The organism is Sphingomonas elodea ATCC 31461 (assembly GCF_000226955.1).
In the GTDB taxonomy this organism is placed as follows: Bacteria; Pseudomonadota; Alphaproteobacteria; order Sphingomonadales; family Sphingomonadaceae; genus Sphingomonas; species Sphingomonas elodea.
The window spans coordinates 1-18,409 of record NZ_AGFU01000015.1 but is presented as its reverse complement, the minus strand read 5'-3'; the positions used below and the strand labels follow the sequence as shown (position 1 = coordinate 18,409).

The window sequence follows — 18,409 nt, the reverse complement described above, 5'->3', positions numbered from 1 at the left end:
CGCACCCAGGGTGCGCACGGCCTTTCCGCTTCCAGCATCCATCTCCACCTCGCTCGACACTTCGTGTGCCAATTATCGAGTCGACGTTCCAATTAGTGAAACGTACAGCAACTGCATGATCGTATCAATATGGATTACTGGCCCGCGCGCAGGGACGGAGTGCCGGACGCCTGGCGGTTCGCGGGAAGGGGCATGGCCTGGCCGCCACGATGGATCCTTGCCGCGGCGGGCGTGCCGTCCGGTTTCCTCCTGGCTTGGCGGAGTCAGTGCAGCACGCCGCGTCCGTCAGTGCGGCGCGCATCGTTGAGCATGTGTAATGCGTTGCGACTTCGGGTTCGCCGGAACGGGCGGAGACGGGTACCCGTGCTCTCAGGTGGTCGCGATGCCGCCTGGTTCCTGCAGCGTGGGCTCGGGGGCCAGTTTGGCCTGGAACAGCCGGTGCGCCTGGCGATGTTCGATCCATCGTCCGGCAAGATACAGGGCGAGGAAGATGCCGCTGAAGCTGTAGCCGGCGATGCGCATGCTCTGGACGGCGAATGCCAGTGCCGCGAACGGCGCGGGTGCGAAGAAGCACCAGAGCAGTGGTCGGCTGGTCAGGTCATAGCGCAGCAGCGGCACGTCGCCCGACCGATCGATCACCAGGCTTCCGGTCTCGAACGAGGCGAGCCTGTCCTGCGAGTCCGGATTGTCCTTGTGGAACACCAGGGTGTCGGGCGTGCGCTCCCGCGTGGTGCCGCGCTCGTCGAGGATCGGCTCCAGCGCGGAAAGGGGATCCCGGGTCGACCCTTCGATCGGCAGCGATCCGCGAACGTGCCAGATCGCCGAGATCCAGCGCATCAGGCGGGCGCGCAGCCCGCTCATTCCGCGGCTACCGCGGCCTGGGGCAGACGCGGTGCGCGCAGCCGCTTCACCCAGCCGAACAGCGGCTGGAACGGGTAGAGCATCTGCTCCTTGATACCGAGCCGGCGGCAATCGTCGAGCCCAACCTTCGCCGACTGCGAGTCCACGCAGGTGCCGAAGATCCGATCGATGAAGATGAAGGTGTTGGCGTAGTTGGTCCGGCTGCTGTCGTAATCGGGCGAGTGGTGCAGGCTGTGATGCTCGACCGTGTTGAACAGGAAGGACCACCAGCGCGGCGTGTTGAAACGGATATTGGCATGGGTATAGGCGCCGATCGCCATGCCGATGCCGCCTGCGAGCAGCGCCGCGCGCGGCAGGAAGTCGAAGAAGCCGCCCAGGCTGAGACCGATCAGGAACAGCTCGATCGGATTGCCGACGGAACCCTTCAGCGCGTTGAGCTGGGTGATGTGGTGATGCGGCGCATGGGTGAGCCACAGGGGCGTCCAGTTGTGCATGCCGCGATGCATCCAGTATTGGCAGAAATCGAAGATCAGCAGGATGGCGAGGGCCTGGAACAGGATCGGGATCTGGCCGGCCCAGGCGGTCTTGATATGGAAATAGTGCTTGATCGCATCGATGATCGCATCGTCCCCGAAATTCTTGCCGGCCCATTTGATCAGCGTGTAGCTGAGCGCGACATAGAAGAGGTCGCTGGTCAGTTCCTTCCAGGTCAGCCGCCAGTGGCGATGGCGCTCGCTGATCCGCTCCATGCCGAGCAGGCAGAGCTTGAAGACGATGCCGATGCCCACCGCGACCGAGGCCTTGGCGATGGAATCCGGCGCGAAGGTCCAGAAGAGGATCATCGCCACCAGCACCGCCGGCTGGAAATGGGTGAAGATGAAGCGCTTGACCGGCCCGCCCTGCACGCCATCCGCCGCGTACCCGTTCGAAACAGCTGCATCCATGATCGCGACCGGTCCTTGCCCGTGATTCCGATGATTCGAAGATGACCGAAACGGGGCCTGCACGCCGTAAGTCGTTTGACGTAGCGGGCGATTTCGCGGCTTGTCCGGTATCGGGCCGTGGCCCAGCATGCGGCGCATGACCCCAGTTGCACGCTGCATTCCGCTCGCGCTCGGCGCTTTCCTGCTGCTCGGCGCGGCGGACCCGACACCGCTTGCCTTCGCGCCGTGGATCAACGGCACCGCAGCCAGCGAACCGGAAACGCAGGTGCAGGCGATCGACCGCGACACCTTCGTGATCCGCCAGTCGGTGAAGACCAATTTCGAGGCGCCGTTCCTGTACCTGATCTTTGGGCGCGACCGCGCGCTGCTGCTCGATACGGGGGCGGGCGGGCTGAAGATCCGGCCAGCGGTGGACCGGCTGGTCGCCGACTGGCGGGCCAGGCATGGCGGGCGGACGATCCGGCTGACCGTCGCGCATTCGCACAGCCATGGCGACCATCATGCCGGGGACGACGAGTTCCGCGATCGGCCGGACACCGATGTCGTTGGGCTCAAGCCCGCCGACGTCGCCGCCTTCTTCCACTTCGCCGACTGGCCGCGCGATGTCGCACATCTCGATCTGGGCGGACGGGTGCTCGACGTGCTGGCGACGCCGGGGCACCAGCCGGCACACATCATGGTGTATGACGCACGCACGCGGCTGCTGTTCTCGGGCGACATGCTCTATCCGGGGCGGCTCTACGTGCCGCTGAACCATTTCGACGATTTCCGGGCCAGTGCGGAGCGGCTCGCGGCGTTCGCCAAAACGCACCCTGTGCGGGCGTTGCTCGGCGCGCATATCGAAATGACGACGACGCCGGGGAAGGACTATCCGATGGAAGCGCCGGTGCACGCCGGCGAGCATGGCCTGGCGCTGGCGCCCGCGGCGATCGAGGAACTGCGTGCGGCGGTGGCCAAGGCAGGGCCGGTGCCGGCGATCGACCGGCACGCGGACTTCATCGTCTACCCAGTGCCGGCGCGGCCGAACGACTGAGTTTGCCCATCTGTCATTCCGGCGAAAGCCGGAATCCATTCGCCTTTCGGTCGTGGCGCCTGCTGAAACGGAGCGTCAATGGATCCCGGCTTCCGCCGGGATGACAGCTCTGGCGAGTGGGTTCAGCCCCGCGCGATGTACGCCCGCCAGCCGCCCAGCGCGGTGATGTCTTCCGCGCCGGTCATCGCGCGCGGCTCGGCGACGAAGCCCTTGACCATGCTGCCGTCGGCCAGCGTCACCGTGCCGATCGCGAGCGGCGGCGGCACCTCCGCGACGAAGCTGCCGAACGCGGCCATGTCCAGCTCGTACACTTCGAGCGCGATCGCCGCGCCGTCCTCGCTATGCACCAGCGCCGGCTTGGGCGGCACGCTTTCGGCCATGGCGTAGAGCTTGTAGGTCGGCGCGGTGGTAGTGGCGGTGACGAACTTCGCGTCGCGCGAGGTCAGCTGCCAGTGCAGCGGCATGCCTTCGAGATGGGCGCCTACGACCGCGAGCTTCACCGTTTCCATCCGTCCCTCCAGGTCCAGCGGCGGCGGGGATGCCGGCGCGGGGAAAAATGCGTTGGCCGCCTCGACCAGCGCGCGATCGGTGCCCGCCGGGCCCATCAGCGTCACGCCGAAGCCGACGCCGCTGGCATGAGCACCGGTGGGTACCGCGATCGCCGCCATGTCGAGCAGGTTCACGAAATTGGTATAGGTGCCGAGGCTCGCGTTGAGCGCGATCGGCGCGGCGAGCATCTCTGCCACGCGGTAGCTGGTCGGCACGGTGGGGAGCGCGAGCAGGTCGACCTGGTCCCACATCGCCTCCGCCATGCGGGCGAGTTCGGCGAGGCGATAGGCGCCGGTGAACGCATCGACGGCGCTGTAGCCGAAGCCCTGGTCGACGATCTCGCGAACCACCGGGTGGATCGCGTCGGGGTTTTCGAGAAGCAGGCCCTGCAGCGCGGCGGTACGCTCGGCGACCCAGGGGCCGTCGTAGAGGAGGCGGGCGGCTTCATCGAGCGGGGCGAGGTCGATTTCGACCAGCTCCGCGTCGAGGCTTGCCAGCGCCTGGCGGTAGAGATGCTCGGATTCGATGTCGCCGAACCAGCGGCATTGCTCCGGCCGGGGCACGCCGATCCGGCGGCGGGCGCGGTGCAGGTCGGGCAGGTCGCGGGAAAGCGAGTCCGTCGCGTCGAACCCGGCGGCGATGCTATCGACCAGCGCGGCATCGCTCGTGGTGCCTGCGAAGACCGTGATGCAATCGAGCGTGCGGCAGGCGGGGACGAGGCCGGCACTGCTCCAGCGGCCCTTGCTGGGCTTGAGCCCGACGAGATGGTTGAACGCGGCGGGGACGCGGCCCGAACCGGCGGTGTCGGTGCCGAGCGCGAAGGCGACCAGCCCGGCGGCGACCGCCACGGCCGATCCCGAGCTGGAGCCGCCGCTCACCCAGGCGCGGTTATAGGCGTTGCGCGGGATGCCGTACGGGCTCCGCGTGCCGTTGAGGCCGGTGGCGAACTGGTCGAGATTGGCCTTGCCCACGGGGACGGCCCCGGCCGCGACCAGCTTTGCAACCACCGTCGCCGACTGTTCCGGTTGATAGGCGAAGGCCGGGCAGGCGGCGGTGGTGGCGAGGCCGGCGAGATCGATATTGTCCTTCACCGCGAAGGGCACGCCGGCCAGCGGCAGCGTCTCGCCCGCGGCGACGCGCGCATCGACGGCCGCCGCGGCGGCACGCAGCGCGTCGGGTTCGAACCGCGAAATCCACACGGCCGGCTGGATCGCATCATAGGCGTCGAGCCGCGCGAGCACGTCCTCGATCACCGCGACCGCGCTGCGGCGGCCCGCCTGCACCTCGGCGGCAATGCCCGCGACCGAAAGACGGTCGAGCGCCGTCATGCCCGCACCAGCGCCAGCACCGGCGACCCCGGGGTGACCGTCTGCCGCTCGGCGACATAGAGCGCGGCCACCGTACCCGCTGCCGGGCTGGTCACCGGAAACTCCATCTTCATGGCTTCGAGCACGGCGATCGTCTCGCCCGCGTCGATGGGGTCGCCGACCTCCTTGAGCAGCTTCCACACGCTGCCGCCGAACGGCGCCTCGACCAGTTCGGCGCCGTCCGGCACCGTCACTGCTTCATCGGCACTGTCGTCGGCGGTTTCGGTGAGGCTGGCGACGCGATCGAACTCGCCCTTTCGTTCCCACTCCGCACGCTCGGCGGCGAAGGCGGCGTTGCGCTGCTTTTCGAATGCGGCGATCGAGCGGGCATTCTCGGCGAGAAATTCGCGATACTCGGAGAGCCGGAACTCGGTTTCCTCGATGCGGATTTCGCGGCGCCCCAGCGGGAAGTCGCGCCGCCATTCGGTCAGCTCTTCGTGGCTTACGGGGAAGAAGCGGATCTGGTCGAAGAAGCGGAGCAGCCAGGGCTTGCCCTCGGCAAAGGCGCCGGTCTGGCGATAGGTGTTCCACACCTGGATGGTGCGGCCGAACAGCTGGTAGCCGCCCGGACCCTCCATGCCATAGATGCACATATACGCGCCGCCGATGCCCACCACGTTGGGCGGCGTCCAGGTGCGGGCCGGGTTGTATTTGGTGGTGACGAGCCGGTGGCGCGGATCGATCGGGGTGGCGACCGGTGCGCCGAGATACACGTCGCCCAGGCCGTAGACGAGGTAGCTGGCGTCGAAGATGATCCGGTGGACCTCCTCGGCGCTGGCGAGCCCGTTGGCGCGGCGGATGAACTCGATATTGTCCGGGCACCAGGGCGCATCGTCGCGGACCACGCGCATATAGCGCTGGATCGTCTCGTGGATCGCGGGGTCGTTCCAGCTCAGCGGCAGGTGGACGATGCGCGAAGGGATGACGAAATCCTCGAGATCACCCAGTTCGTTCTCGATCTGCGTCAGCCGCTCGATCAGGCCCGCTTCCTTGAGGCGGATGCCGTCGATATGCACCTGGAACGAGCGGATGCCGGGGACGATATCGAGAATGCCCGGCAGCGCGAGGGCTGCGAGCGCCGTGGTCGCGGCATGGACGCGCAGGCGCAGTTCCAAGTCCAGCGTGATCGGGCCATATTCGACCAGCAGGTTGCGGTCGCCCTGGCGGCGGAACAGCACGCGCGGGCGGCGACCCTTGGCGGGCAGATCGACCAGGATCGCGTCGCGCCCGCCGCCCTTGGCGGGGCTGGTCGCGGTGGCGGCGCGGCCTTCGATCCAGGCCTCTTCGACTGCTGCGGCGGCATCGGCCTCGTCGAGGCTGACCTGCTCGAACTGGATGCGGTCGCCCGGTGCGAGCTGGCCGACCTTCCACAGGTCCGCCGCGATCACCACGAACGGGCAGACGAAGCCGCCGAGCGAGGGGCCGTCGGGGCCGAGGATGATCGGCATGTCGCCGGTAAAGTCCAGCGCGCCGATCGCGTACGGGTTATCGTGGATGTTGGAGGGGTGAAGCCCCGCCTCGCCGCCATCCTTGCGTGCCCAGTGCGGCTTGGGGCCGACCAACCGCACGCCGGTCCGGTTGCTGTTGTAATGGACCTTCCACTCGGCGGAGAGGATCGTGTCGACATCCTCCGGCGCGAAGAAATCGGGGGCGCCGTGCGGGCCGTAGAGGACGCGGATCGTCCAGTCGGGGCCGAGTTGCGCTTGGTCGATCGCGCGTGGGCCCGGGATCACCGCCGGCGCATGATCGGTGAGGTGCAGCGTGTCGCCGACGCGGAGCACCCGCCCGCCATGACCGCCGAACTCGCCGAGATCGAAGGTGCTGGCGCTGCCGAGATAGCTCGGCACGTCGAGCCCGCCGGCGAACAGGATATAGCCGCGCATGCCGCCGCCGGTGACGCGGCCGAGTGCCAGCGTCTGGCCCTCGGCGATGGCGACGGGCTTGTTGCGCGGGACCGGTTTGCCGTCGAGCGTGGCGGCGAAATCGGCGCCGGTGAGGACGATGCGCGTCGCGGTGTTGAACTGGAGTGTCGGACCGGTGGCGGTCACTTCCAGTCCGGGCGCGGCGCTGTCGTTGCCGAGCAGCATGTTGCCGAGGCGGAAGGCGCGGGCGTCCATCGGGCCGGAGGGCGGCACGCCGATATCCCACAGGCCGACGCGGCCGGGATAATCCTGCACGCTGGTCGCGGTGCCGGCGGAACGGACGACGATGCTCTGCGGGCGGTGGACCACCGTCTCCAGCGAGCGCGTCGAGACGTCACCGGTGACGAAATCGGTGGCGCGGGCCACGTCGCGGAGCCAGCGGACATTGGTCTCGATCCCGGCGAAGCGGGTGCGGTCGAGCGCCGCCTGCATCGCCGCGACGGCGGACTCGCGGTCCTCGCCGTGGACGATCAGCTTGGCGAGCATCGGGTCGTAGAAGGAGGAGACGGCGCTGCCCGATTCCACCCAGCTTTCGACGCGGACGCCTTCCGGGAAGGCGACCTCGGTGAGCGTGCCCGAGGCCGGGCGGAAGTCGACCGCGGGATCCTCGGCATAGAGCCGCGCCTGGATCGACCAGCCTTTGGGGGCGGGGACGGGAGTGTCGAGGAAGCTGTAGTCGCCGCCCGCGCCGCGCACCATCCATTCGACCAGATCGACGCCGGTCACTTCCTCGGTGACGCCGTGCTCGACCTGGAGGCGCGTATTCACCTCGAGGAAGAACCAGTCCTGGCGCGCCGGATCGTAGAGGAACTCGACCGTGCCGGCGGAGCGATAGTTGGCCGCCCGGCCCAGCCGCACTGCCGCTTCGATCAGCGCGGCGCGGATGTGTTCGGGCAGGTGCGGGGCGGGGGCTTCTTCGACGACCTTCTGGTTGCGGCGCTGGAGCGAGCAGTCGCGCTCGCCGAGTGCGACGACGCGGCCCTGGCCGTCGCCGAAGATCTGCACCTCGACATGCCGCGCGCGCGGCACGAAGCGTTCGAGGAACAGCCCGGCATCGCCGAAATTGCCCGCGCCGAGCCGCGCCACCGCCGCATAGCCGTCGCGCACCGCCTGGGCGTCGGTGCATACCCGCATGCCGATCCCGCCACCGCCGGCGGTCGCCTTGAGCATCACCGGATAGCCGATGCGTTCGGCCGCTTCGAGCGCTGCTTCGACGCTGTCGAGCAGGCCGGTGCCGGGGGCGAGGGGGACGTTCTGCGCCTCAGCGAGCGCGCGGGCGCTGTGCTTGAGGCCGAAGGCGCGGATGCTGTCGGCGCTCGGGCCGATGAACGCGATGCCGGCGGCCTCGCAGGCCTCGGCAAAGCCCGCGTTCTCGGAGAGGAAGCCATAGCCGGGGTGGATCGCGTCGGCGCCCGTCTCCATGGCCGCCGCGAGGATGCGGGCGACGTCGAGATAGCTTTCCGCCGCCGGGCCCGGGCCGATCCGCACCGCGATGTCTGCGAGTGCGACATGGCGCGAGGCTTCGTCGGCATCGGAGAACACCGCGACCGAGCGGATGCCCATCTTCTTGAGCGTGCGGATGATTCGGCAGGCGATCGCCCCGCGATTGGCGATCAGGACCGTGCGCACGCTCATGCGGTGACGATCATGCGGACGGGGGTGGGATTGAAGCCATTGCAGGGATTGTTGATCTGCGGGCAATTCGAAACGACCACGGTCACATCCATTTCTGCGCGCAAGTCCACGGTCAGGCCGGGCGCCGAGATGCCGTCGACGATGCCCAGTGCCCCATCGGCCTCGACCGGCACGTTCATGAAGAAATTGACGTTCGACACGATGTCGCGCTTGCCCCGGCCGTCGCGGAGATTGGCTTCGAGGAAATTGTCGACACAGGCGTGCTGCGCCTTGGTGAAATGGCCGTAGCGCAGCGTGTTGGACTCGCAGGAGCAGGCGCCGCCGATCGTGTCGTGATACTCGACCGCGGTGGCGGTGATCGTCATCATCGGGCGGCCTTCGTTCGAGCGCAGCACGCTGCCGGTCCGCAGGAAGATGTTGGCCTGCGCCGCGATCGTGTCCTGCGCGCTATAACGCTCGGCATCGTCGTGGGTGGCGTAGAGCAGGAAATCGACTGCCTGGTTGCCTTCGAGGTCGACTACGCGGAGCGTTTCGCCCGCCTTCACCCGGTGCAGCCAGGGGGCGCGGGCGGGGACGATCTCGTCATGGATCACCCGGCCGGTGAGGCCGGCAAGTGCCACATCCTGTTCCATCAGCGGCGGACCCAGTCTTCGGTGTTGAGGAAGGCGCGCTGCCGCTCGGGCGTCGCGTTGCGGATCGGATCGTCCTGCGCCGTCACCGGGCCGCGCCAGGCGGTGGCGCGCAAGGGGGTGACGGTCCAGGGGCGCGGATCGAGGACATGCGGGCAGTTGGCCAGCACGACGATCAGGTCCATCTCGGCGCGGAGTACCAGCGTGCGGCCGGGCGCGAACGGACCGAGCTGCGGTTCGGTGGTGCCGTCGGCGGCGATGCGGACGCCCTTGAACAGGTTGACGCAGGGGTGAACGTCGCGGCGGGCGAGGCCGTGCTTGGCGGCACCCAGCAGCAGCCGGTCGCGGGCATTGGGATACGGCCCCGAATTGCTGCCGTCGCCATAGCGGCGTGCGTTCGATGCGGCGTTGGAGGCGCCGCAGAATGCGTCGTGCGTGCCCGCGTCATCGTGCTCGATGCTGGCGAGCACGCGGCCCATGTCGGAGAGGAACAGGCCGCCGGTTCCGAGATAGGCGTTCCACTGCACCTTCACCGTATCGGCGACGTTCAAGCGCTCGGTGGGCATCGCGGCGTTGAACAGCTGCAGCGAGGCGCAGGCATCGCCCTGCACGTCGATCAGCCGAAGCCTTGTGCCGCGCGCCAGCACGCGGCTGGCATAGCCGCCCGCGGCGATCGTCTCTTCCCAGACCAGATCCTCGGCGCGCACGCCCGCGGGCAGGTCGTCCGCCTTGGGCGGCAGGATCGGCATCGCCTCGACGACGGTGCCGGCCATCGCCCGCGCATGGTCGCGCGCGGCATTGGGGTCGGCGAGAATGCTCATGCCGCCTTGCTCCCTTTAGGGGCTGCCGCCTCGTCCTGCTCGTGGAGCGGGGGCAGCAGCGCGGTGGTGGTGAAGAGCCGCAGTTGCTGCACGCCGCGCACCTTGCGCAGCGCGTCGCACAGGTCGCGCAGCCGGCGGGCCGGCCCCTGGACCAGCAGCACCTCGAGCGACTGGTCGTCCTCCAGGAACACGTGCTGCGAGGAGATGACCTCCTTCAGATACTCCGCCTGGGTCTGCGCCAGCTGGTGGCGCACCCGGCCGAGATCGGCGCGGTAGACGAGGGTGATCGTGCCCGCGAGCATCTCCTCGGGGCGCGAGGCGGCGCTCTGCTCGGCCAGCTCGTCGCGGATCAGCTCGGCGATCAGCTGCGAGCGCGAGGGGAGGCCGCGATCCTCCACCATTTCATCGAGCTGGCGGAAAAGATCGGCGGGCAGGCTCATGCTGAGCCGCGCGAGGGTCGAGGAAGAGGTGGGTTCCTTCACAGTGATTCCTCTTTCCCGGTTATTACTGATTCTGTCAATCGTAATACTTCCTGCTGCGCCTCGACGATCGCCTCGCGCCGCTTGCGGGTGAGGTGGAGGTCGTAGACGGCGGTCGCGCCGTAGCGGTGCGGCGCGTGCGGATCGATGCGGCGCTTGTCGAAGGTGAGCACGCGGGTGCCGAGGTTGAACGCCTCGGAAATATCGTGGGTGACCATCAGCACGGTGAGTGCATGCTCCTCCCACAGCTTGAGGATCAGCCGGTGCATGTCCTGGCGGATGCCGGGATCGAGCGCGCCGAACGGCTCGTCGAGCAGCAGCACGCGGGGGCGTGCGATCAGCGCCTGCGCGATGGCGAGGCGCTGCTGCATGCCGCCGGAAAGCTGGGCGGGGTAGAGATCGAGCGCGTCGCCCAGGCCCACTTCGGCGAGCATCGCGGCGGCCTCGTCGCGCGCGCGGCGGCGGGCGGCGCCGAACAGCCGGGCGGTGAGCGGCGCGCCCACGCATTCGCGCTCGAACATCACGTTGCGCAGCGCGGTCAAATGCGGGAACACCGAATAGCGCTGGAACACCACGCCGCGATCGGGGCCGCATTCGCCGGGGAGCGGCGTACCGTCGAGCAGGATCTTGCCCCGCGTGGGGCGTTCCTGGCCGAGCGCAAGGCGGAGAAAGCTGCTCTTGCCTGCCCCCGAAGGCCCGACGATCGAGACGAAGCTGCGCTCGGCGATGTCGAGATCGACCCGCTCCAGCACAATCTTGTCGCCATATTCGAGCCAGACATTCTGGAAGGAGAGGAGCGCGCTCATCGGCCGGCTCCGTGTGCCCAGGCGAAGGCGCGCTTGCTGAGCTGGGCCAGTGCCACGTCCATCAGGATGGCGAGGATCGAGATCCAGGCAACGTACGGAATGATGATGTCCATCGAGAGATAGCGCCGCACGAGGAAGATCCGGTAGCCGAGCCCCACGTCCGACGCGATCGCCTCGGCCGAGATCAGGTATACCCAGGCCGGCCCGAGCGAGAGGCGGATGCCCGCGATCAGCCGCGGCAGCGCCTGGGGGAGCGCGACGCGCAGCGCGAGCTGCCAGCTGCTCGCGCCGAGCGTCTGCGCCTTGATCAGCTGTTCCTGGGGAATCGCGGTGATGTGATCGGCGAGGTCGCGGATCAGGAAGGGGGTGACGCCGATGACGATCAGCGCGACCTTGGCGGTGTCGCCCAGCCCGAAGACGATGAACAGCACCGGCAGCAGCGCGATCGGCGGGATCACCGCGATGGTCGTGACAAAGGCGCCGAAGGTGGCGCGGGCGGCGGGCAGCACGCCGAGCACCATGCCGACCAGCAGCGCCGAGAGCGCGCAGATGCCGAGCGCGAGCCCGAGCCGTTCCAGGCTGGCCAGCGTATCCGCCCAGAACAGCAGGCGGCCGCTGAGCGGATCGGCCTGGGCGAGCAGGCCGTGCATCGCCTCCACCATCGCGCCCGGCGTCGGCAGCAGCTTGTCCGAGGGGTTCTCGGCGTGTCGCGCCGCCGAGGCGAAGAGGTAGACGATCGCCGCGAGCAGCAGCGGCAGGCTCCCCAGCAGCCAGCCGGTGCGGCGGCGGGGTCGGATGTTCACCCAGCGCATAGAGGGGCCGGCCTCAGAGCTTGCCGGCCGCGGCCAGCTCCATATAGGTCGGGTCGAAGCGCAGCTTGACGTTGTTCGCGTCGCCGATCGTCTTGCCCGGCACGGCGATGCCGATCGCGTCGGCCGACTTGGCGCCCTGGCCGAACAGCCCCTTGGAGAAGCTGAAGTCGCGCACCTTCACCATGGTCGCGCCGATCGCCGGCGACTTGACCGCCGCGACGGCATCCTGGGGCGTGCCGTAGAGATGGGTGGTGGTGAGCTGGGCGTCGAACGCCTGCGGGGTGGCGCCGGCGAGCTTGGCCATCGCGGCGCGGGCGGCGGCGCCGGCGGCATCCTTCTTCTGCATCAGCTGGATCGTCTCGTACCAGATGCCCGCCAGCGCCTTGCCGAGGTTCGGGTTGGCCTTGAGCGTCGCGGTGTCGACCGCGAGCAGGTCGAGGATTTCGGCCGGGACCTGGCTCGAATCGAAAACCTTGGCAGCGCCCGGCAGCTTGGCGACTTCGGTCAGCTGCGGGTTCCAGGTGACGACGGCGGTGGCGGCGGGGTTGGCGAAGGCGCCGACGATGTCCGCGTCCGAGGTGTTGACCGTCTTCACGTCCGACAGCTGGAGGCCCACCGAGGAGAGGCCGCGCGCCAGCAGATAGTGCGAGACCGACAGCTCGACGAGATAGACGGTGCGGCCCTTGATGTCCGCCAGGCTCTTGGCGTTCTTGAGGACGATGCCGTCATTGCCGTTCGAATAGTCGCCGAGGATGATCGCGCTGGTGTCCTTTCCGCCCGCGGCCGGGATGGTGAGCGCGTCCATGTTGGTGACGGTGACGCCGTCGAGCTTGCCGGCGTTGAACTGGTTCACCGACTCGACGTAATCATTGACCTGGGTGAAGTGGATCTTGAGCCCATATTTGTCGGCCCATTTCTTCACGATTCCGGCCTGTTCGGCATAGGGCCAGGGCATCCAGCCGGCATAGATCGACCAGCCGATGTTGAACTCGGTGCGCGCCTTTGGTGCAGTGCCGCTGCCGCCGCACGACGCCGTCGCCAGCATTGCCACCGCCGCTACCGCGATCCGCGCCTTCGATACCCATTTTGCCATGATCGACCCCCATCTTCGCAGCGCGAGAAAGCGCGAATTTCAGCCGTCGGATGGTCGCAACCGATATTACGTTTGCTCAATCCAGTAATACGACTTATAGGCATGTCGCATGGCATGTGTCACCCCAAATCGTGATGCTGCAATGCGTCATTCAGGCACTGGCGGGCCCCGTTCGCGGGGCTTCGGCCAGACGCGCCTGGCCAGGCGAAAGGGCTGATCGCAGATGGCGATGGGGCGCATTCTTTGGACGGTCTGTCTGGGGTTGGCACTCGCCGTGGCCGGCACCTTCCTGCGGTTGTTCCTGCGGGCGCGGACCGGCCATCGCACCGCCGAGGCGGCGAATCGCCGCCAGACCGAGCGGCTGCGCGAGGAGATCGCCGCGCATCGCGAAACCGAGGCCGCGCTGGAGCGGGCGAAGGACGCCGCCGAGGCCGCCAACGCTGCCAAGACGCGCTATCTGGTCGCGGTGAGCCATGAGATCCGCTCGCCGCTCAACGCTATCTATGGCTATGCCCAGCTGCTCGAGCGCGGCGACTCCATCCCGTCGACCGAGGCGGGCGGTGTGATTCGGCGTTCGGCCGAGCATCTCACCAATCTGGTCGAGGGGCTGCTCGATATTTCGCGGGTGGAAAGCGGCGTGCTGCAGGTGCGGCAGGAACTGGTGCGGCTGCCGGCGCTGCTCGACCAGGTGGTGGAGATGTTCCGCGTGCAGGCATCGGCCAAGGGGCTGTCGCTCGACTATGTCGTCGAGGGGCGGTTGCCCGCCTATGTGCGGACCGACGAGAAACGGCTGCGGCAGATCCTGATCAACCTGCTGTCCAACGCGATCAAATATACCGAGCGCGGCGGCGCCACGCTCACCGTGCGCTATCGCAGCCAGAGCGCGGCGATCGAGGTGCGCGACACCGGCCCCGGCATCCCGCCCGAGGACCTGGAGCGGATCTTCGAACCGTTCGAGCGCGGCCGCGAACCCGATGCGGTGATGCAGCCGGGTATCGGGCTGGGCCTTGCCATCACCCGCGTCCTGGCGCGCATCCTGGGCGGCGAGGTGACGGTGACGAGCGACGTGGGGAAGGGCAGCAGCTTCCTCCTTCGGCTCCTGCTGCCCGAGCCGATCGAGGCGCCGGCCGGCGCCGCTGCCTATCGCCGCGTCACCGGCTACCAGGGGCCGCAGAAGACGATCCTGGTGATCGACGACAGTCCGGCGCAGACCACGGTCGTCAACCATCTGCTGCGCCCGCTGGGCTTCTCCGTCTTCGAGGCGAGCGGGGGCACGGCAGGCCTTGCGCTCGCCGAGCATTGCGCGCCCGACCTCGTCCTGCTCGACATCCAGATGCCGGGGTGCAGCGGCTGGGACATCGCCGAGCAGCTGCGCGCGCGCTTCGGCGCGGGGCTGCGCATCGTGATGGTCTCGGCCAATGCGCACGAATTCCACGCCGGGCGGGACGGGCACCGCGTGCACGATGCCTTCCTCACCAAGCCCGTCGATCTCGACGCACTGCTCGACATGATCGCGCGGCAATTGAGGCTCGACTGGATCGTCGAGGACCCAGATGCGGTGCCGACCCCGCCGGCTCCCCCCCCGGCACTGCCCGAGACGGCGGGACCCTATCTCGATGCGCTGCGCCGCTTTATGAAGCTCGGGCATGTCCGCGGAATCGAAACGACACTCGTGACTCTGGAGAGGGACGTTCCCGAAAGCGCCGATCTCGTCGCCCGGCTGCGGCCGCAGCTGGAGGCGTTCGATCTGCGCGGGCTGGCAAGGACGCTCGACGATGTCGGCTAGCGATCCCGGCGCCACGATCCTGGTGGTGGACGACACCCCCGAATCGCTCCGCTTCCTCACCGCGACGCTGGAGCAGGCGGGGATGACCGTGCTGATCGCGGTCGACGGCCTCGCCGCGCTGGAGCTGCTGGAGCACGGCACGCCAGACCTGATCCTGATGGACGCGGTGATGCCGGGGCTCGACGGGTTCAGCACCACGCGGCGGATCAAGCAGGACGGCCGCTTCCGCCATGTGCCGGTGATCTTCATGACCGGGCTGACCGAGAGCGAGCATGTCGTGCGCGGGCTCGATGCCGGGGCGGTGGATTATGTCCACAAGCCGATCGTGGTCGACGAACTGCTGGCGCGCGTTTCGGTGCACCTCGCCAATGCGCGGATCACGCAGAGCAGCCAGCTGGCACTCGACACCGCCGGGCGGCCGTCCTTCGCGGTGGACGGCGAGGGGCAGACGAGCTGGCTGACGCCGCTTGCTGCCGACACGATCGAACGGCTGTTCGCCGACTGGTCGCCGCGCGCGCTGGATCTGCCCGACGAGCTCGCGGCGATCGTCCGCCGGCTGCAGGATCCGGCAGTGCCGCCCGGCGCGCAGGCGACGCTGCAGATCGGCGACAGCGCGCTCCAGTGCAGCTTCCTCCGCCAGACCAGCGCGCGCGAATGGCTGTTCCGGCTGACCGAGAAGCGCGAGGGCGATGCCGAACGCATCCTCTCCGAACGCCACGGCCTCACCTCGCGCGAAGCGGAGGTGCTGGTGTGGCTCAGCCGTGGCAAGCAGAACCGCGAGATCAGCGAGATCCTGGAGATCAGCCCGCGCACCGTGAACAAACATCTCGAGCAGATTTTCCAGAAGATGGGCGTCGAGAACCGCGCTTCGGCGACGGCGATCGCCGTGGCGACGCTGGCGGGATGAGTGCGACGGCGGCGCGGGCGGCGCTGGAGCAGGGGGATTTCGATACGGCGGCGCGGCTGGCTGCTGCCTGCCTCGCCGCGCCCGACAGCGCCGCCGAGGGCGCGTTCCTGCTCGGGGTGGTCGCGGCCGAGCAGGGGCGGGTCGGCGAAGCGATTCGGCAGATCGAGGCCGCGGTGGCGCAAGCCCCATGCGGCGAATATCGCGCGCAGCTTGCCCGGCTGTACACGCTGGTCCGCCGGGAAGGCGATGCGGTCGCGCAGCTGAGGGCGGCGGAGGCCGATCCGCCGGACGACGCGCTCTCGCGGGATACGATCGGCTGCGTCTATGCCCGGCTCGGCGACCACGAGGCGGCACTGCCCCATTTCGCCGTGGCGACGGCAGTGGCACCCGACAACGACGCCTTCCTCTACAACCACGCCGCGACGCTGAGCTTTCTCGGCCGCGCGGACGAGGCCGAGGCGGTGCTGGAGCTGCTGCTCGCCCGCAGCCCCGACGATGCCCGGGCGCACCACCTGCTCGCCGGCCTCCGCAAGCAGAGCGTCTCGCGCAACCACGTTGAGCGGCTGCGCGCGGCCAGCCGGCGGGCGCGGGGCACCGACCGGTTGCTGACCGGCTATGCGCTGGCCAAGGAGCTGGAAGATATCGGGCAGGCGGACGAAGCGCTCGCTTGCCTGCTCGCGGTGAATGCCGAGCATCGCGCCCGGCTGGGCTATGATCCCGCCCGCGATGCGGCCATCGTGGATGCGGTGGTGGAAAGCTGGCCCCGCTTCGCCGCGACGCCGGCCACCGACTGCCCCGGCGATGCGCCGATCCTGGTCCTCGGCATGCCACGAACCGGCACGACGCTGGTCGACCGCATCCTGGCCGCCCATCCGGCGGTGGAAAGCGTCGGCGAACTACAGGCGCTGCCGCTCGCGGTGAAGGCGGCTTCGGGCACGCGCAGCCGCCTGGTGCTCGACGCGGAGACGCTTCACGCGGCGGCCGGGGCCGATCCGTGCGGGATCGGGCGCGACTATCTCGCCCGTGCCGCGCATCATCGGCGAAATCCCGCGCTGCGCTTTGTCGACAAGTTTCCGGGCAACTTCCAGTATGCCGGCATCGCCGCGCGCGCGCTGCCGAACGCAGCGATCGTCTGCCTGCGCCGCAATCCCATGGACACGGTGCTGGCCAATTTCCGCAACCTGTTCGCGGTCGGTTCGCGCTACTACGACTATAGCTACGACCTGCTCGACATCGCCGCCTATGTCGCCGGGTTCGAGCGGTTGATGGAGCATTGGCGCCAAGCGGTGCCGGGGCGTATCCTGGAGGTGCGGTACGAGGATCTGGTCGCCGACCAGGAGGGGCAGACCCGCCGCCTGCTCGATCATTGCGGGCTCGCCTGGTCGGAGCGCTGCCTCGACTTCCATACCCAGGGAGGCGCGGTCTCGACGCCGAGCGCAGCCCAGGTACGACGCCCAATCTATCGCGACTCGGTGGCGCGCTGGCGCCGGCATGCGGCGGTGCTGGCACCGGTTGCCGCCTATTTCACCGAACGCGGCATCGCGATCGACGGCTAGGGCGGGTACGTCAAACGCCTCATGGTGCGGCGCGGCGGCAGTGGGCAGCCTGCGCATCATGGCATTTCTCTCGCGCCTCGCCCTGCTCGCAGCCCTGATCGCGGCTCCTGTCGCACATGCGGGGACACAGCCGAGCGCGCGGCTGGTGCGCTGCGGTGCCGAGCAATGCTTGCTGGTCAAGGGGGCGCGCAGTTCGGCTGCGGCGACGGTGACGATCAACGATCGCGTCGTTCCGGCAAGCGGTCGCCGCGGCTGGAAAGTTCGGGTTTCGCTAGCCACGCTAAGGGGTTGGACCTCGCCATTCGCACGGACCCTGTCGGTTGCGGTCGTGAATCCGATCGGGCAGGTCGAGCAGCGCGAACCAGTGCGTCTGCCGGTGGGGCTGCTGGGGCACAACACCAAACTGGCGGCCCTGGTAGTACGAGCGCGATGATTGGTACTATAGGGGAGTCCTGCTGACGCGTATTAATTTGGAGGGTGCTGAGTAATACCGTATTGCTGCGTTGCAAAACTTCGGCTATGCTAGTGGCGAAGAAGGTATTTGACCTTTTTGACGATTCTATATTGCGATTCGTCGTACCTGCGACTAGGTGCGCCTCGACCGTCCGGTTGAGGCGGAGCTTGGTTGCAGGAGATTTCCATGAAGATACTCGTCGCGGCCGCTGCCGCCCTTTCGATCAGCACCGCCGCTTTCGCAGGCACCAACGACACCGGCTTCGGCAAGCCCTCGGCGACGCTGACGCTCGCGGGTCTCGATCTGGCGACGGCCGAGGGCCAGCAGCGCCTTGCGACCCGTGTCGATCAGGCCGCCCGCGCGGTGTGCGGCGAAAGCCTTGCGACCATCCACCCCGAGCTCGAGGCCCGCGCCCGCCTTTGCCGCGCCGACGTTGCCGAGCAGGTCCGCACCCAGATCGAGTCGCGCGTGGCCCAGTCGGGGAAGGCGCGTGGCGTGCAGGTCGCCGCGCTGCGGTGAAATCGCTTCCTGAATGGCGCTTTGCGGCCGCGTGTATCCCGACCGGATGCGCGCGGCCGTGTCGTTTCGGGGCGCTACGTCATTCGGACACCTGTGCCGCCCAAGGGGTGTGCCTAGGTTCCTCGCATGGAACGGGAAACGGATGCCGCCGGGTGTCGTTTCCCCGCTAATCGAGGCAACGGCCAAATGACCAAAGGGTTCGTCAACCTGATACCGCCGATGACCGTGCTGGCGGT

Annotated in this window: 16 protein-coding genes; 6 read left to right on the top strand and 10 right to left on the bottom strand. The window is 68.4% G+C overall.

Translation table 11 applies throughout. From position 1 onward, the window contains the following. Nucleotides 1–369: 369 nt before the first annotated feature. Both KK7_RS21470 and KK7_RS0105170 read right to left on the bottom strand, forming a co-directional pair. A complete protein-coding gene (locus tag KK7_RS21470; protein WP_010543576.1) occupies nt 370–861 on the bottom strand; it encodes a hypothetical protein in 492 nt (163 codons plus the stop codon). Continuing rightward, a complete protein-coding gene (locus KK7_RS0105170) occupies nt 858–1,805 on the bottom strand; it encodes a sterol desaturase family protein (RefSeq protein WP_010543575.1) in 948 nt (315 codons plus the stop codon). Before KK7_RS0105170 ends, KK7_RS21470 begins: the two co-directional genes overlap by 4 nt. A gap of 136 nt (nt 1,806–1,941) precedes the next feature. Here KK7_RS0105170 and KK7_RS0105165 point away from each other — a divergent pair, with 136 nt between their 5' ends. Continuing rightward, nucleotides 1,942–2,838 carry an MBL fold metallo-hydrolase gene (locus KK7_RS0105165; RefSeq protein WP_010543574.1) on the top strand — a complete coding sequence of 299 codons (897 nt, stop codon included), beginning with the start codon at nt 1,942–1,944 and terminating at the stop codon, nt 2,836–2,838. 122 nt (nt 2,839–2,960) lie between these two features. Here the strand turns inward: KK7_RS0105165 and atzF are convergent, their stop codons facing one another. From atzF to KK7_RS0105125, 8 genes are read right to left on the bottom strand one after another with little or no spacing between them, the layout of a single operon-like run. Then, nucleotides 2,961–4,715, bottom strand: coding sequence for an allophanate hydrolase (gene atzF, locus KK7_RS0105160; protein ID WP_010543573.1), 1,755 nt, complete (start codon nt 4,713–4,715; stop codon nt 2,961–2,963). Continuing rightward, nucleotides 4,712–8,311 carry an urea carboxylase gene (gene uca / locus KK7_RS0105155; RefSeq protein ID WP_010543572.1) on the bottom strand — a complete coding sequence of 1,200 codons (3,600 nt, stop codon included), beginning with the start codon at nt 8,309–8,311 and terminating at the stop codon, nt 4,712–4,714. Before uca ends, atzF begins: the two co-directional genes overlap by 4 nt. Beyond that, complete coding sequence (locus tag KK7_RS0105150) at nt 8,308–8,943, bottom strand: urea amidolyase associated protein UAAP2 (protein ID WP_010543571.1); 636 nt, start codon at nt 8,941–8,943, stop codon at nt 8,308–8,310. Before KK7_RS0105150 ends, uca begins: the two co-directional genes overlap by 4 nt. Continuing rightward, nucleotides 8,943–9,761: an urea amidolyase associated protein UAAP1 gene (locus KK7_RS0105145; RefSeq protein ID WP_010543570.1), complete on the bottom strand. Its 819-nt coding sequence runs from the start codon at nt 9,759–9,761 to the stop codon at nt 8,943–8,945. Before KK7_RS0105145 ends, KK7_RS0105150 begins: the two co-directional genes overlap by 1 nt. Next, nucleotides 9,758–10,201: a CopG family ribbon-helix-helix protein gene (locus KK7_RS0105140; protein WP_173644879.1), complete on the bottom strand. Its 444-nt coding sequence runs from the start codon at nt 10,199–10,201 to the stop codon at nt 9,758–9,760. The genes KK7_RS0105145 and KK7_RS0105140 overlap by 4 nt, the downstream gene beginning before the upstream one ends. Nucleotides 10,202–10,239: 38 nt before the next feature. After that, nucleotides 10,240–11,046: an ATP-binding cassette domain-containing protein gene (locus KK7_RS0105135; RefSeq protein WP_010543568.1), complete on the bottom strand. Its 807-nt coding sequence runs from the start codon at nt 11,044–11,046 to the stop codon at nt 10,240–10,242. Continuing rightward, the gene (locus KK7_RS0105130; RefSeq protein WP_010543567.1) at nt 11,043–11,858 is read right to left on the bottom strand and encodes an ABC transporter permease; all 816 of its coding nucleotides are present in this window, start codon (nt 11,856–11,858) and stop codon (nt 11,043–11,045) included. Before KK7_RS0105130 ends, KK7_RS0105135 begins: the two co-directional genes overlap by 4 nt. A 13-nt stretch (nt 11,859–11,871) precedes the next feature. Further along, nucleotides 11,872–12,951 carry a putative urea ABC transporter substrate-binding protein gene (locus KK7_RS0105125; RefSeq protein ID WP_010543566.1) on the bottom strand — a complete coding sequence of 360 codons (1,080 nt, stop codon included), beginning with the start codon at nt 12,949–12,951 and terminating at the stop codon, nt 11,872–11,874. A gap of 229 nt (nt 12,952–13,180) precedes the next feature. Between KK7_RS0105125 and KK7_RS0105120 the strand changes: the two genes are divergently transcribed. The 5 genes from KK7_RS0105120 (at nt 13,181) to KK7_RS0105105 (ending at nt 18,173) form a co-directional block, all read left to right on the top strand. Further along, the gene (locus KK7_RS0105120; RefSeq protein ID WP_237709141.1) at nt 13,181–14,737 is read left to right on the top strand and encodes an ATP-binding response regulator; all 1,557 of its coding nucleotides are present in this window, start codon (nt 13,181–13,183) and stop codon (nt 14,735–14,737) included. After that, nucleotides 14,727–15,644, top strand: coding sequence for a response regulator transcription factor (locus KK7_RS0105115; RefSeq protein ID WP_010543564.1), 918 nt, complete (start codon nt 14,727–14,729; stop codon nt 15,642–15,644). The genes KK7_RS0105120 and KK7_RS0105115 overlap by 11 nt, the downstream gene beginning before the upstream one ends. Beyond that, on the top strand, nt 15,641–17,200 hold the full coding sequence (locus KK7_RS0105110) for a tetratricopeptide repeat-containing sulfotransferase family protein (RefSeq protein WP_010543563.1): 1,560 nt from the start codon (nt 15,641–15,643) through the stop codon (nt 17,198–17,200). Before KK7_RS0105115 ends, KK7_RS0105110 begins: the two co-directional genes overlap by 4 nt. A gap of 58 nt (nt 17,201–17,258) precedes the next feature. Next, a complete protein-coding gene (locus KK7_RS22460; RefSeq protein WP_083836040.1) occupies nt 17,259–17,633 on the top strand; it encodes a hypothetical protein in 375 nt (124 codons plus the stop codon). A gap of 207 nt (nt 17,634–17,840) precedes the next feature. After that, nucleotides 17,841–18,173 (top strand): UrcA family protein, encoded by a 333-nt coding sequence (locus KK7_RS0105105; RefSeq protein WP_010543562.1) that lies wholly within the window; start codon nt 17,841–17,843, stop codon nt 18,171–18,173. Nucleotides 18,174–18,409 lie beyond the last annotated feature (236 nt).